The sequence below is a fragment of the Brevundimonas sp. genome (assembly GCF_046293315.1).
Taxonomy (GTDB): Bacteria; Pseudomonadota; Alphaproteobacteria; order Caulobacterales; family Caulobacteraceae; genus Brevundimonas.
Genome location: NZ_JBKBPF010000016.1, coordinates 35,369 through 48,494 on the forward strand (window position 1 = coordinate 35,369; position 13,126 = coordinate 48,494).

The 13,126-nt window shown below is 69.5% G+C and carries 16 protein-coding genes; 14 read left to right on the top strand and 2 right to left on the bottom strand.

What is annotated here, in order from left to right; translation table 11 throughout:
* Positions 1 to 14: 14 nt before the first annotated feature.
* From grxC to ACK4SE_RS13050, 10 genes are read left to right on the top strand one after another with little or no spacing between them, the layout of a single operon-like run.
* Positions 15 to 272 carry a glutaredoxin 3 gene (grxC, locus tag ACK4SE_RS13005; RefSeq protein ID WP_409693460.1) on the top strand — a complete coding sequence of 86 codons (258 nt, stop codon included), beginning with the start codon at positions 15 to 17 and terminating at the stop codon, positions 270 to 272.
* A complete protein-coding gene (locus ACK4SE_RS13010) occupies positions 272 to 1,114 on the top strand; it encodes a carbon-nitrogen hydrolase family protein (RefSeq protein WP_409693462.1) in 843 nt (280 codons plus the stop codon). Before grxC ends, ACK4SE_RS13010 begins: the two co-directional genes overlap by 1 nt.
* Positions 1,111 to 1,545: a DUF1178 family protein gene (locus ACK4SE_RS13015; RefSeq protein ID WP_409693465.1), complete on the top strand. Its 435-nt coding sequence runs from the start codon at positions 1,111 to 1,113 to the stop codon at positions 1,543 to 1,545. The genes ACK4SE_RS13010 and ACK4SE_RS13015 overlap by 4 nt, the downstream gene beginning before the upstream one ends.
* A complete protein-coding gene (locus tag ACK4SE_RS13020) occupies positions 1,545 to 2,207 on the top strand; it encodes a phosphoribosylanthranilate isomerase (RefSeq protein ID WP_409693468.1) in 663 nt (220 codons plus the stop codon). The genes ACK4SE_RS13015 and ACK4SE_RS13020 overlap by 1 nt, the downstream gene beginning before the upstream one ends.
* 14 nt (positions 2,208 to 2,221) lie before the next feature.
* Entirely contained in the window at positions 2,222 to 3,451 is a 1,230-nt protein-coding gene (gene trpB, locus ACK4SE_RS13025) for a tryptophan synthase subunit beta (RefSeq protein WP_409693470.1), read from the top strand.
* Complete coding sequence (locus tag ACK4SE_RS13030) at positions 3,448 to 3,900, top strand: hypothetical protein (protein WP_409693473.1); 453 nt, start codon at positions 3,448 to 3,450, stop codon at positions 3,898 to 3,900. The genes trpB and ACK4SE_RS13030 overlap by 4 nt, the downstream gene beginning before the upstream one ends.
* Positions 3,897 to 4,727, top strand: a complete 831-nt coding sequence (trpA, locus tag ACK4SE_RS13035; protein ID WP_409693476.1) for a tryptophan synthase subunit alpha — start codon at positions 3,897 to 3,899, stop codon at positions 4,725 to 4,727. Before ACK4SE_RS13030 ends, trpA begins: the two co-directional genes overlap by 4 nt.
* Positions 4,728 to 4,737: 10 nt before the next feature.
* Positions 4,738 to 5,622, top strand: a complete 885-nt coding sequence (locus tag ACK4SE_RS13040; protein WP_409693479.1) for an acetyl-CoA carboxylase carboxyltransferase subunit beta — start codon at positions 4,738 to 4,740, stop codon at positions 5,620 to 5,622.
* Positions 5,623 to 5,630: 8 nt separating this feature from the next.
* Positions 5,631 to 6,905 carry a bifunctional folylpolyglutamate synthase/dihydrofolate synthase gene (locus ACK4SE_RS13045; protein ID WP_409693482.1) on the top strand — a complete coding sequence of 425 codons (1,275 nt, stop codon included), beginning with the start codon at positions 5,631 to 5,633 and terminating at the stop codon, positions 6,903 to 6,905.
* 10 nt (positions 6,906 to 6,915) lie between these two features.
* Complete coding sequence (locus ACK4SE_RS13050) at positions 6,916 to 7,788, top strand: RimK family alpha-L-glutamate ligase (protein WP_409693484.1); 873 nt, start codon at positions 6,916 to 6,918, stop codon at positions 7,786 to 7,788.
* On the opposite strand, the gene nth is transcribed toward ACK4SE_RS13050, so the two are convergent.
* Together nth and acs are read right to left on the bottom strand one after the other, a co-directional pair.
* Positions 7,719 to 8,456 (bottom strand): endonuclease III, encoded by a 738-nt coding sequence (gene nth, locus ACK4SE_RS13055; protein WP_409693487.1) that lies wholly within the window; start codon positions 8,454 to 8,456, stop codon positions 7,719 to 7,721. The genes ACK4SE_RS13050 and nth overlap by 70 nt on opposite strands.
* A 156-nt stretch (positions 8,457 to 8,612) precedes the next feature.
* Entirely contained in the window at positions 8,613 to 10,550 is a 1,938-nt protein-coding gene (acs, locus tag ACK4SE_RS13060) for an acetate--CoA ligase (RefSeq protein ID WP_409693489.1), read from the bottom strand.
* A gap of 109 nt (positions 10,551 to 10,659) precedes the next feature.
* Here acs and ACK4SE_RS13065 point away from each other — a divergent pair, with 109 nt between their 5' ends.
* The 4 genes from ACK4SE_RS13065 to rpsT form a co-directional block, all read left to right on the top strand.
* Positions 10,660 to 11,409, top strand: coding sequence for a creatininase family protein (locus ACK4SE_RS13065; protein ID WP_409693491.1), 750 nt, complete (start codon positions 10,660 to 10,662; stop codon positions 11,407 to 11,409).
* Positions 11,410 to 11,452: 43 nt separating this feature from the next.
* A complete protein-coding gene (locus ACK4SE_RS13070; RefSeq protein WP_409693494.1) occupies positions 11,453 to 11,932 on the top strand; it encodes a hypothetical protein in 480 nt (159 codons plus the stop codon).
* Positions 11,933 to 12,001: 69 nt separating this feature from the next.
* The gene (locus ACK4SE_RS13075; RefSeq protein ID WP_409693497.1) at positions 12,002 to 12,784 is read left to right on the top strand and encodes an enoyl-CoA hydratase; all 783 of its coding nucleotides are present in this window, start codon (positions 12,002 to 12,004) and stop codon (positions 12,782 to 12,784) included.
* A 111-nt stretch (positions 12,785 to 12,895) separates the two neighbouring features.
* The coding region (rpsT, locus tag ACK4SE_RS13080; protein WP_409693500.1) for a 30S ribosomal protein S20 at positions 12,896 to 13,126 on the top strand (231 nt) is incomplete at its 3' end.

A 13,126-nucleotide genomic window follows, 5' to 3' on the forward strand; every position in this document is an offset into this window, starting at 1 on the left:
GAAGGAGTTGCGAATTGGCCAAGGTCGTCATCTACACCAAACCCTATTGCCCCTATTGCGTGCGCGCCCTGGCGCTGCTCGAGCGCAAGGGCGCGGACTTCGAGGAGATCGAGGCCGCTTTCGACGCCGAGAAGAAGGCGGAGATGATCCAGCGCTCGAACGGGCGCCGGACGTTCCCGCAGGTCTTCATCGGCGAGACCCATGTGGGCGGCAGCGATGAACTGCACGCGCTGGACGCGCGCGGCGGGTTGGACGAGCTTCTGGCCGCCTGATGACCCTGCGCGTCGCCCTGATCCAGACCCGCACCCCCGCGACGCAAGCTGCGGCGCTGGCGCACGTGGCGCCCCTGATCCGTCAGGCGGCGAAGGACGGGGCACAGCTGATCCTGACGCCCGAGGGGGTGAACCTGCTGGAGCAGCGCCGCGAACGCCGCGAACAGGCGGTGACGGATCAGGACGCGGACGTGGCTGTGACCGGTCTGCGCGCCTTGGCCCGCGAGCTGGGCGTCTGGCTGCTGATCGGCTCGGCCATCGTCAGGTCTGGCCGCGAGGGCGACGGGCGGGCGGCCAACCGGTCGCTGCTGATCAATGACGGCGGCGAGATCGTCGCGTCCTACGACAAGCTTCACGTGTTCGACGTGACCCTGCCGGACGGCGAAAGCTGGAAGGAATCCTCGGTCATCCGTCCCGGCGACGGGGCTGTGGTCGCGGCCACACCCTGGGGCGGGCTGGGGATGACGGTCTGCTACGACGTGCGGTTCCCTCACCTGTACCGGCAACTGGCGAAGGCGGGCGCGGCCATGATCGCGGTTCCGGCTGCCTTCACCCGCCCCACCGGCGAGGCGCACTGGGAGACCCTGCTGCGGGCCAGGGCCATCGAGACGGGCTGTTTCATCCTGGCCCCGGCCCAGGGCGGCGAGCACGAAGATGGGCGCCGGACCTGGGGTCGGTCCCTGATCGTGGGGCCGTGGGGCGAGGTGTTGGCTCGCGCCGAAGGCGACGAGCCCTGCGTGCTGATGGCTGATCTGGACATGGAGGCGGTGGCCCGGGCCCGGCGCGCGGTGCCGCAACTGACCCACGACCGCGACTTCGACCCGCCCGCGTCCCAGCCATGATCCGCTACGCCCTGTCCTGCGAGAACGACCACGGCTTCGAGGCCTGGTTCGGCTCGTCGTCTGAGTATGACGATCAGGCGGCGCGCGGGTTGGTGGAATGCCCGTTCTGCGCCTCGCGGCAGGTGGCGAAGCAGATCATGGCCCCGGCGGTGGCGAGCACGAAGCGGTCCGCCCCCGATCCCGAGACGGCGAAGAAGGTGCAGGCCATGATGATGGAGGCGGCCGGTCAGGTTCGCGCCCATGTGGAGGCCAATTTCGACCATGTGGGCGACGCCTTCGCCAGAGAGGCCCGCGCCATTCACGAGGGCAAGTCCGAGGAGCGCGGCATCTATGGCCACGCCACCCCCGCCGAGGTTCGCGCCCTGAAGGAGGACGGGGTGCCGTGCGCGCCCCTGCCGCCTGCTCCGATCGATCCGAAGAAGGCGAACTGATGAGCCCGAAGGTCAAGATCTGCGGCCTGAGCACGCCGGGGACCCTGCGCGCGGCGGTCGACGCCGGGGCCGATTTCGTGGGGTTGGTGGCCTATCCGCGCAGTCCGCGGGCGGTGGCGCCAAGGCAGGCGGCGGCGCTGCTGGACGCGGCGGGCATGTGGGGCATGCGGCCGGTGAAGGTGGTGGCGGTCACCGTAAACCCGGACGACGAACTGTTGACGGACATCGCCGGGGGGATGGCGCCCGACTTCATTCAGTTGCATGGGGCCGAGACGCCCGAACGGGCCGGGCAGGTGCGCGCCATCACCGGGGCCGGCATCATCAAATGCATTCCGGTGTCCGGCCCGGCCGATCTGGAGGCGGCCTCCGTCTGGAGCGAGGCGGCGGATCATCTGATGTTCGACGCCCGCACGCCGGAGGGATCGAGCCTGCCCGGCGGCATGGGCCTGTCGTTCGACTGGACCATGCTGAAGGGGCGCACATTCGCCCGGCCGTGGTTTCTGGCCGGCGGTCTGAATGCGGACAATGTGGCGCAGGCCCTGGCCGCATCCGGCGCGCCCATGGTCGACGTATCTTCTGGCGTGGAAAGCGCGCCGGGTGTTAAGGAACCCGCCCTGATCGCGGCCTTCGTGGAGGCCGTGCGCGCAACCTCCCCACGTTGACGCTGGTGGCCTTGATGAACGCTCCCCTGACGAACGCCCCCCTGAAGAATGCTTATGCATGGCCCGACGACAAGGGTCGGTTCGGCCCCTATGGCGGGCAGTTCGTGGCCGAGACCCTGATGCCGCTGATCCACGAGCTGGACGCGGCCTATACGGCGACCAAGGCCGATCCCACGTTCCAGGCCGAACTGGACGGGTTCCTGACCCACTATGTGGGCCGGGCCAGCCCGCTGTATTTCGCGGAGCGCCTGACCGAACACTTCGGCGGGGCCCGGGTCTGGCTGAAGCGCGAGGATCTGAATCACACCGGCGCGCACAAGATCAACAACTGCATGGGCCAGATCCTGCTGGCCCGGCGCATGGGCAAGACCCGGATCATCGCCGAGACCGGCGCGGGCCAGCACGGGGTGGCGTCGGCCACCGTCTGCGCGCGCTTCGGCCTGCCCTGCACGGTCTATATGGGCGCGGTGGACGTGGAGCGGCAGCAGCCCAACGTGTTCCGCATGAAGCTGATGGGGGCCGAGGTCACGCCGGTGACGGCGGGTGCGGCGACCCTGAAGGACGCCATGAACGAGGCCATGCGCGACTGGGTCACCAACGTCGAGGACACCTATTACATCATCGGCACGGCGGCGGGCCCGCACCCCTACCCGGCCATGGTGCGCGATTTCCAGAGCGTGATCGGCCGCGAGATCAAGGTCCAGGCCATGGACCAGATCGGCCGCCTGCCCGACGCGGTGGTGGCGTGCATCGGCGGGGGCTCCAACGCCATCGGGGCCTTCCATCCGTTCGTTGACGACGAGGGGGTGCGCCTGATCGGGGTCGAGGCGGCGGGCCACGGTCTGGACACGCCAGACCACGCCGCCAGCCTGAAGGGCGGACGGCCCGGCGTGCTGCACGGCAATCGCACCTATCTGCTGCAGGATCAGGACGGCCAGATCGTGGAGGGTCACTCCATCTCGGCGGGTCTGGACTATCCCGGGATCGGGCCCGAGCACGCCTGGCTGAACGACATCGGGCGGGCGGAATACCTGTCGGCCACCGACGAGGAGGCGCTGGAGTCGTTCCAGATGTGCTCGCGGCTGGAAGGCATCATTCCGGCGCTGGAGCCCTCCCACGCCCTCGCCCGGACCGGCGAAGTGGCGAAGCAGGTGGGCAAGGACGGGGACATCGTGCTTCTTATGTCCGGACGCGGCGACAAGGACATCTTCACGGTCGCCAAGCATCTGGGAGTGACCCTTTGAAGCGTTTCCTCATGATGGCGGCTGTGGCCGCCTTCGCCGCCGCCCCGGCCTACGGCCAGGATGCGCCCTCGGGCGGGGCCGAGACCTCCCTCAGCCTGCCTCTGGTTGAGGGCGTCAGCGCCGCGCCGGACTGCGGCGGCCTTTACGGGCTGGAGGGCCGGGCCCAGTGCATGAGCACGCGCCTGTCGCAGCTGCCCGCCGTGGCGGAACTGTACATGGCGGCTCTGCCGCAGGCCGGCTGGGCTCATGTGGACGGCGGCGACAACCAGGTCCTGTTCCAGAACGTGCGCCCCGACAGCCAGTGCGATTTCCTGATCATGCTCGCCTTCTATGACGACACGCTGCCGGAAGAGGCGCTGGCCGACGCGACAGGGTATCTGGGCTTTGTCTTGCGCACCCAGGGCGCGTGCATCCCCGCCCAGACCGAGGAAGAGACCGCTCCGCAATGACCACCGCGCGTATCGACGCCCGTTTTAAGGCCCTGAAGGCCGAGGGCCGGGCCGGGTTCGTGGCCTATGTGATGGCGGGTGATCCCACGCGGGATCAGGCGCTGGAAATCCTGCGCGGCCTGCCCGGTGCGGGCGCTGACATCATCGAGCTGGGCTTTCCGTTTTCCGATCCCATGGCCGAGGGGCCGCCGATCCAGCGCGCGGCGCAGCGGGGCCTGAAGGCCGGGCTGACGCTTCAGGGCACGCTGGATCTGGCGGCGGACTTCCGCCGGGACGACGATACGACCCCAGTGATCCTGATGGGCTATCTGAACCCTATCGAAAGCATGGGCCATGAGGCCTTCGCCCGCGCCGCCAATGCGGCGGGCGTGGACGGTCTGATCGTGGTGGATTGCCCGCCCGAGGAGGCCGGTCCCCTGACCGATGCCCTGGACGCCGAGGGTCTGTCGCTGATCCGTCTGGCCACGCCGACGTCCGATGACGAACGGCTGAAGGTCGTGGTCTCGCGGACCTCGGGCTTCGTTTATTATGTCTCGGTGGCCGGTGTGACCGGGGTGAAGGAAGCGCAGACCGCCTCCGTGGCCCCGGCCGTGGAGCGGGTGCGCAAGGCCTCAGGCCTGCCGGTGGCCGTGGGCTTCGGGGTCAAGACGCCCGAGCGGGCGGCCGAGATCGCCAGGGTGGCCGATGCGGTGGTGGCCGGGTCGGTGCTGGTGGACGAGGTGGCCGCCGCGCTGGACGCCAACGAACCGGCCGCGCCTCGTGTACTGGCCAAGGTCAGAGCGCTGTCGGACGCGGTCCGGGGTGCGCGCGTCGCGGAAACCGTCTAAAGGCCCCCGCATGATCGACAAGACCACTCCCCCTCGCCAAGGCTGGCTGTCCCGTTTCGCGCCGGGCGTGCGCAAGATCGTGGGCCGCCGCGACACCCCCGACAATCTGTGGGTCAAGGATCCGGACTCCGGCGAGATGCTGTATCGCCCGGATCTGGAGACGGCGCTGTGGGTCACGCCTTCGGGCCGCCACATGCGCATCGGGGCCGAGGCGCGCCTGCGCTTCACCTTCGATGACGGCGCCTGGGAGAAGATCGACACTCCGGACGTGCCCGAGGATCCGCTGAAGTTCTCGGACGGCAAGCCGTACCGCGAACGGCTGAACGCCGCACGCAAGAAGGCCGGGGCCAAGGACGCCATGGCCATCGGCTTCGGCGAGATCGACGGGACCTCAGCGGTGGTCATCGTGCAGGACTTCACCTTCATGGGTGGATCGCTGGGCATGGCGGCGGGGGAAGCCTTCATCGCCGCCGCGCGCGAGGCTGTGAAGCGCGGCTGCCCCATGGTCTGTTTCACCGCCGCCGGCGGCGCGCGCATGCAGGAAGGCGCCCTGAGCCTGATGCAGATGGCGCGCACCACCCTGGCGATCCAGGAGCTGAAGGCCGCGCAACTGCCCTATGCGGTGGTGCTGACCGATCCGACCACGGGCGGGGTGACGGCGTCCTACGCCATGCTGGGCGATGTGCATCTGGCCGAGCCGGGCGCCCTGATCGGGTTCGCCGGGCCGCGCGTGATCGAGACCACCATTCGCGAGAAGCTGCCCCCGGGCTTCCAGCGCTCCGAGTATCTGCAGGAAAAGGGCATGGTGGACCGGGTGGTCAAGCGCGCCGACCTGCCGAAGGAACTGGGCGCCATCCTCTCGATGCTGATGGGCGGACGGCGGCGCGCGGCGTAAAAGCGCCCATGGATCCCATTTCCGCGCGCTTGCTGGCGCGACTGCCCCAGAAGATCGATCTGTCGCTGGACCGCATGCGGGCCCTGTGCGCGGCGCTGGGCGATCCGCAGGACCGGCTGCCCGCCGTGGTCCATGTGGCCGGCACCAACGGCAAGGGATCGACCGTGGCCTTCCTGCGCGCCATGGCCGAGGCGGCGGGCCTGAGGGTTCATGTCTACACCTCGCCCCATCTGGTGCGGTTCAATGAGCGCATCCGGCTGGCGGGCGACCTGATCGAAACCGACGCCCTGAACGGCCTTCTGGACCGGGTGGAGGCTGCGGGCGTGCCCGTCACGGTGTTCGAGGCGACCACGGCGGCGGCCCTTCTGGCCATGGCCGAGACGCCCGCCGATCTGGCCCTGATCGAGGTGGGGCTGGGCGGACGGCTGGACGCCACCAATGTGATCGACCGGCCGCTGGTCAGCGTCATCACGCCGGTGGATCTGGACCACGCCGAGTTTCTCGGGACCGACCGGGCCGTGATCGCGGGCGAGAAGGCGGGCGTCCTCAAGCCCGGCGTCCCGGCTGTCATCGCCCGGCAGGCCGAGGACGCCATGGCCGTGATCGAGGCCGAGGCCGCCCGCGTGGGGGCGCGGCTGACGGTCATGGGCCGCGACTTCGACGCCTGGCCCGAGCGGGGCGCCATGGCCTGGCAGGGCGAGGACCGGCTGCTGGACCTGCCCGCTCCGGCCCTGTACGGCGCGCACCAGATCGACAATGCGGCGCTGGCCGTCGCCGTGGCGCTGGAGCTGGACCTGCCCGAGGCCGCCATCGTGCGGGGCGTGGAGACAGCCCAATGGCCCGCCCGCATGCAGCGCCTCACCGAGGGGCGGTACGCCGAGGCAGCGCGTGAGGCCGACGCCGAGCTGTGGCTGGACGGGGGGCACAATCCCCACGCCGCCGCCGCCCTGGGCGACGCCCTGTCGCGCATGCAGGCCCGCGCGCCCCGCCCGCTGGCCCTGATCTGCGGCATGCTGGCCAACAAGGACGCGGGGGGCTTCTTCGAGGCGCTGGGCGACACCGGCGCCCATGTCTTCACCGTGCCGTTCCAGGGCGCGGCGGCCGATCCCGCAGCCCTGGCCGCCGTGGCTCATGGACACGGTCTGGGCGCGACGCCCTGCGAGGGTCTGGACGCGGCGCTGGAGCGGGCTGTGCGCTTCGGCGCGGGCCGGGTGGTGATCTGCGGATCGCTGTATCTGGCCGGCGAGGTGCTGGGCGCCGACGACATCACCTGGCCGCGCTGAAGGAGCTGTCATGAGCCGCATCGCCATCCTGACCCCCGCGCCGAACGATCCGTCCTATGCGGGCCGCTGGCGCGCCGTGTTCGACCGTCTGGCGCCGTCCCTGCGCGACGCGGGCCTCGATCCGGTTCCGACCGCGTGGACGGAGCATGAGCGGGATGCGGCGGGTCTGGCGGGGTTTGATCTGGTGCTGCCGCTGATCGTGTGGGGGTATCACCGGGATCACCCGCGCTGGCTGGCGGCGTGCGAGACCTGGCGCGCGGCGGGTGTTCCCGTGGCCAACCCGGCCGGGGTGCTGATCTGGAACTCGGACAAGCGCTATCTGGGGCGGCTGGCCGAGGCGGGGGCGCCCATCGTGCCGACCGTCTATGCGGAGAACGTGACCCAGGATCACATCGAGGCCGCCTTCGCCGAGTTCGACGCCGAGGCCCTGATCGTGAAGCCCGCCGTGTCGGGCGGGGCCTACCGCACCACCCGCCTGCGCCGGGGCGAGATCCTGACCGAGACGCCCCACGGCACAGCCATGATCCAGCCCTATCTGACGGGGCTGGAGAGCGAGGGCGAACTGTCGCTGCTGTTCTTCGGCGGACGGTTCAGCCACGCCATCCGCAAGGTGCCGGCGGGGGGCGACTTCCGCAGCCAGCCGGACTTCGGCGGCCATGTCACGGCCATCACGCCGCCCGACGACGCCCTGGCCGTGGCGGAACGGGTGCTGTCCATCATCGGCGAGGATCTTCTGTACGCCCGCATCGATCTGGTGCCCGGGCCGGACGGGTCGCCCGTGCTGATCGAGGCCGAGCTGATCGAGCCGGATTTCTACCTGGTCTTTGATCCCGAGCGCGGCGCGGGCTTCGCGCGGGCCGTGGTGGAGCGGGTCGGACGCTGAGCCGCCGCCTCGGCCATCAGGTCGGGCCGCGCCGGGCAGAGGTCGGAGATGACGCAGGCCTCGCATTTGGGACGGCGCGCGACGCAGGTGTAGCGGCCGTGCAGGATCAGCCAGTGGTGCGCCTTGGGCAGCCAGTGTTCGGGCACGACCTGATGCAGCTGGGCTTCCACCTTGTCCGGCGTGCCGGCATCGGCCAGGGCGAGGCGGTGGGAGACGCGGAACACATGGGTGTCCACCGCGATCGCCGGCTCGACGCCCAGTTCGTTCAGCACCACCGAGGCGGTCTTTCGCCCCACCCCGGGCAAGGCCTGAAGGTCGTCGCGGTTCAGCGGCACCTCGCCGCCGTGCCGCTTGATCAGGATCTGCGACATGGCGATCAGGTTCTTCGCCTTGTTCCGGTAAAGCCCGATGGAGGCGATGTAGGGGATCAGGCCCTCGACGCCGAGCGCGGCCATCTTCTGCGGCGTGTCGGCCACGGCGAACAGCGCGGCCGTGGCCTTGTTAACCCCCACGTCCGTGGCCTGGGCCGACAGGGCCACCGCCGCGGTCAGGGTGAACGGATTGGTGAAGTTCAGCTCGGTCTTCGGCTCGGGCATCACCCGGGCGAGGCGGGCGAAGGTCTCCTCCACCCGGTCGGGGTCGGGGGGCCATTTCAGGCGACTGCTCATGTCGAAATCATCAATTTTCCGCTCATCCCCGCGAAAGCGGGGACCCAGTGCTGTCCAGATGGCGCCGCTTCCTGGGACTGAGATAGGAGCCCGTTCGGTCCGGCTGCAACACCCAAAGCACTGGGTCCCCGCTTTCGCGGGGATGAGCGGATTAGATCAATGCTCCGGCCGGTTCTTGACCAGATCGTCCACTACTGCGGGGTCGGCGAGGGTGGAGGTGTCCCCAAGGGCGCCGGTCTCGTTCTCGGCGATCTTGCGCAGAATCCGGCGCATGATCTTGCCCGAGCGGGTCTTGGGCAGGCCGGGGGCCCACTGGATCACGTCGGGGCTGGCGATGGGGCCGATCTCGGCGCGGACGTGGGTGACCAGCGCCTTCTTCAGATCCTCGGACGGCTCCTGATCCGCCTTCAGGGTCACATAGGCCCAGACGCCCTGCCCCTTGATGTCGTGGGGATAGCCCACCACCGCGGCCTCTGACACCGCAGGGTGGGACACCAGCGCGCTCTCGATCTCGGCGGTGCCCAGGCGGTGGCCGGAGACGTTCAGCACGTCGTCGATGCGCCCGGTGATCCAGTAGTCGCCGTCCGCGTCGCGCCGGGCGCCGTCGCCGGTGAAATACTTGCCGGGGAAGGTGGTGAAATAGGTCTCGATGAAGCGGTTGTGGTCCCCGTAGACCGTGCGCATCTGGCCGGGCCAGGAGTCGGTGATGCACAGCGGACCCTCGGCCGCCCCCTGAAGCACATCGCCCTCATTGGTGACGATGGCGGGCATGACGCCGGGCAGGGGTCTGGTGGCCGAGCCGGGCTTGAGCTCGGTGGCGCCGGGCAGGGGGCTGATCAGGATGCCGCCGGTCTCGGTCTGCCACCAGGTGTCCACGACCGGGCAGCGGCCGTCGCCGACGACCCGGTGATACCACAGCCAGGCCTCGGGATTGATGGGCTCGCCCACGGACCCCAGCAGGCGCAAGGACGACCGGTCGTGCTTCGTCACCCAGTCGTCGCCCTCGCGCATCAGGGCGCGGATGGCGGTGGGGGCGGTGTAGAAGATGTTGACCTGGTGCTTGTCCACCACCTGCCAGCAGCGCCCGGCGTCGGGCCAGGTGGGCACGCCCTCGAACACCAGGGTGGTGGCCCCGTTGGCCAGCGGGCCATAGACGATGTAGCTGTGCCCCGTGACCCAGCCCACGTCGGCGGTGCACCAGTAGATGTCGCCCGGCTTGTAATCGAACACCAGCTCGTGGGTGTAGGCGGCCCAGGCCAGATAGCCGCCGGTGGTGTGCAGCACGCCCTTGGGTTTTCCGGTGGAGCCTGAGGTGTAGAGGATGAACAGCGGATCCTCCGCGTTCATGGGCTCGGGCGCGCATTCGGTCGAGGCCGCCTCGCGCACGTCCTCATAGACCACGTCTCGGCCCCCGGTCAGGGGAACCTCGGCGCCGGTCCAGCGGATCATCAGCACCTTGTCGACGGCGACCTTCTCCAGCGCCTTGTCCACATTGGCCTTGAGCGGGATGCGCTTGCCGCCGCGCCTGCCCTCGTCGGCGGTGATGATGATGGTCGAGCCGCAGTCCTCGATCCGGCCGCCCAGGCTGTCGGGGGAGAAACCACCGAACACCACCGAGTGGACCGCGCCGATGCGGGCGCAGGCCAGCATGGCCACCGCCGCCAGCGGGATCATGGGCATGTACAGGGTGACGCGGTCGCCCTTCTTCGCCCCCAGGTCCTTGAGCACATTGGCCATGCGGCACACCTCGGCGTGCAGTTCGGCATAGGTCATCCTGCCGTCCACGGCGGGGTCGTCGCCCTCGAACAGGATGGCGGTCTGGTCGGCGCGGTCGGGCAGGTGCCGGTCGATGCAGTTGACGCTGACGTTCAGCTCGCCGTCGGCGAACCAGCGGATGCGGAAGTCTTCCCGGTCGAAGCTGACGTCCTTGACCTCGGTGAAGGGCTTTGACCAGTCCAGCCGCTCGCCCACCCCCCGCCAGAACCCTTCAGGATCGCGCGCAGCGCTCTCGACCGCGCGGGCATAGGCCGGGGCGTCCATGTGGGCGTCGGCGGCCACTTGAGCGGGAACGGGGATGCGGGTGTGGTCGGTCATGTCGGGCTCCGTATGGGAGGGTCGCGTCTTGGCGGCGCCGGTCGAACAGGCGTATGCGCTGGGCGTCCGCTTGCCAAGCGGACCACTGTCCCAAAGTCCGGAGTTTCCCATGCTGATCCACCTGTCGTCCTGGCCCGAGATCGACGCCCGCCTGAAGGCGACGAAGACCGTGGTCGTGCCGATCGGCTCCAATGAACAGCACGGGCCCACCGGCCTGCTGGGCACCGACTGGCTGTGCCCCGAGATCATCGCCCACGCGGCGGAAAAGCAGGAGGACGGTCTGGTGGTGGCGCCCACCTTCAACATCGGCATGGCCCAGCATCACCTGGCGTTCGCGGGCACCATCTCCCTGCGGCCCTCGACCTTCATGGCGGCGATCACCGACTGGGTCTCGTCCCTGACGCGGCACGGCTTCGAGCGCATCTATTTCCTGAACGGGCACGGCGGGAACGTGGCCACCATCGAGGCGACCTTCTCGGAGATCTACGCCGAATGGTCGTTCGTGGAGGAGCGCCCGCCCTTCGCGCTGAAGCTGGTCAACTGGTGGGATCTGCCGGGGGTGCACCGGCTGTGCACCGAGATCTTCCCCAAAGGGCACGGCATGCACGCCACCCCGTCGGAGATCGCCGTGACCCAGGCGGCCTATCCCGACCACATCAAGACGGCGGACTATGCGCCGCAGATCGCGCCCGTGGGGCCCATCCGCGACGCCCTGGACTACCGCGCGCGGTTCCCGGACGGGCGCATCGGCTCGGACCCCGCCCAGGCCTCGCCGGAGAAGGGCCAGCGCATCATCGACGCGGCGGTCCCGGCCCTGCTGGCCGACGTGAAGGCCTTCGCGGCCGAGGTCACCCCCTGAGCGGCCGCTTGCATGGCGGCGGCGTCGGTCTAGACTCGCGGACATGAGCAAGTTTGACACGCCCCCGGGCGAGACATCCCTGAGCGCCGCCGAGATGAACGACCGCCTGATGCGTGACGCGGGGGCCGTGATCCAGCGGCGGCTGGAGATCATGGCCGAGGCCCTGTGCGATCCGGCCGGCGCCGACCTGACCGAACTGGCCCTGATGAGCGACGAAAAGGTCGCCGCCTTCACCGAGGCCTCCGGGCGCACTGCGGCGGGCGCGAGCGCCCTGGCCGGGCGTGTCGCCAGCGCCTGGGCGGTCGAGGCCGATATGGGGGCCAGGGCGCTGGGCCAGGCCATGACCGCCCCGGACGCGGCCCAGGCGGCCCTGATCCAGGCCCAGTGGGCCATGGGCTGGTGGGGGCGGGCGGCGGAGACGGCCATGGGTCTGAACGCCGAGACGGCGCGGATTCAGGCCGAGGTGATGGCCCCGGTCCAGGCGGCGGTCAGCGCCAATGCGTGCCGGCTGAAGCGCGACTGAGGCGGCCGCCCCGGTTCCCGTGGGACGGGGGACGCGCTAGACGGGGTCGCTAACCCAAGGAGACAGGTCATGGCCGATTATGAAACCCTGCTGATCGAACGGCACGCCGACGGCTATGCGGTGGTGACCCTGAACCGGCCCAAGGCGCTGAACGCCCTGAACAGCCAGGTGTTCGCCGACCTGACGGCCTTTCTGGACAGCGTGGAGCGCGACGACGCGGTGCGCTGCATCGTCCTGACCGGCTCGGAAAAGGCCTTCGCGGCCGGCGCCGACATCAAGGAGATGGCGGACCAGTCCTACGCCCAGATGTTCACCGACAATTTCTTCGCCGCCGGGCACGACCGCATCACGCGGTTCAGAAAGCCGATCATCGCGGCGGTGTCGGGCTATGCCTTGGGCGGCGGCTGCGAGCTGGCCATGCTGTGCGATTTCATCATCGCCTCGGAGACGGCCAGGTTCGGCCAGCCGGAGATCAATCTTGGCGTGGCGCCCGGCATCGGCGGGTCCCAGCGCCTGACCCGGCTGGTGGGCAAGTCAAAGGCCATGGACATGATGCTGACCGCCCGCATGATGGACGCCGCCGAGGCGGAGCGCGCCGGGCTGGTCAGCCGCGTCGTGCCGGGCGAGCGCCTGCTGGATGAGGCGCGCGAGGCGGCGGCGAAGATCGCGGCCCACAGCCCCCTGGCGGTCATGGCCAACAAGGAGATGGTCAATGTGGCGCTGGAGAGCACCCTGACCGAGGGCGTGCGCTTCGAGCGACGGCTGTTCCACAGCCTGTTCGCCTTCGAGGACCAGAAGGAAGGCATGGCCGCCTTCGTCGACAAGCGGAAGCCGGATTTCAAAGGGCGTTGAGTCCAGAGTCGCGTTGACCCCTGCGCACCCATCGGCTATAGGCCCGCGCTCTTGAGATTTCCACGCCGTGGAGAAGTGCTCCGCGGCGTTTCCCGTTCGAAGGTTTGACTGATGGCTAATAACCCCGGCGCCAAGAAGGCGATCCGCAAGATCGCCGCCCGGACTGAAGTGAACACGGCTCGCCGCAGCCGCGTCCGCACCTTTCTGAAGAAGTTCGACACCGCCGTCGCCGGCGGGGACGTTGAGGGCGCCAAGACCGCCTTCCTCAACGCCCAGTCCGAGCTGATGCGGGCCGTGTCCAAAGGCGTGGTTCACAAGAACACCGGCTCGCGAAAAGTGTCG

What these genes read in the sequence shown, in the direction of transcription:
- ACK4SE_RS13010 (WP_409693462.1), top strand. Translation starts at nt 272, where the DNA reads ATGACCCTGCGCGTCGCCCTGATCCAGACCCGCACCCCCGCGACGCAA.
- ACK4SE_RS13015 (WP_409693465.1), top strand. Translation starts at nt 1,111, where the DNA reads ATGATCCGCTACGCCCTGTCCTGCGAGAACGACCACGGCTTCGAGGCC.
- ACK4SE_RS13020 (WP_409693468.1), top strand. Translation starts at nt 1,545, where the DNA reads ATGAGCCCGAAGGTCAAGATCTGCGGCCTGAGCACGCCGGGGACCCTG.
- trpB (WP_409693470.1), top strand. Translation starts at nt 2,222, where the DNA reads ATGAACGCTCCCCTGACGAACGCCCCCCTGAAGAATGCTTATGCATGG.
- trpA (WP_409693476.1), top strand. Translation starts at nt 3,897, where the DNA reads ATGACCACCGCGCGTATCGACGCCCGTTTTAAGGCCCTGAAGGCCGAG.
- ACK4SE_RS13040 (WP_409693479.1), top strand. Translation starts at nt 4,738, where the DNA reads ATGATCGACAAGACCACTCCCCCTCGCCAAGGCTGGCTGTCCCGTTTC.
- ACK4SE_RS13045 (WP_409693482.1), top strand. Translation starts at nt 5,631, where the DNA reads ATGGATCCCATTTCCGCGCGCTTGCTGGCGCGACTGCCCCAGAAGATC.
- ACK4SE_RS13050 (WP_409693484.1), top strand. Translation starts at nt 6,916, where the DNA reads ATGAGCCGCATCGCCATCCTGACCCCCGCGCCGAACGATCCGTCCTAT.
- nth (WP_409693487.1), bottom strand. Translation starts at nt 8,456, where the DNA reads ATGAGCAGTCGCCTGAAATGGCCCCCCGACCCCGACCGGGTGGAGGAG.
- acs (WP_409693489.1), bottom strand. Translation starts at nt 10,550, where the DNA reads ATGACCGACCACACCCGCATCCCCGTTCCCGCTCAAGTGGCCGCCGAC.
- ACK4SE_RS13065 (WP_409693491.1), top strand. Translation starts at nt 10,660, where the DNA reads ATGCTGATCCACCTGTCGTCCTGGCCCGAGATCGACGCCCGCCTGAAG.
- ACK4SE_RS13070 (WP_409693494.1), top strand. Translation starts at nt 11,453, where the DNA reads ATGAGCAAGTTTGACACGCCCCCGGGCGAGACATCCCTGAGCGCCGCC.
- ACK4SE_RS13075 (WP_409693497.1), top strand. Translation starts at nt 12,002, where the DNA reads ATGGCCGATTATGAAACCCTGCTGATCGAACGGCACGCCGACGGCTAT.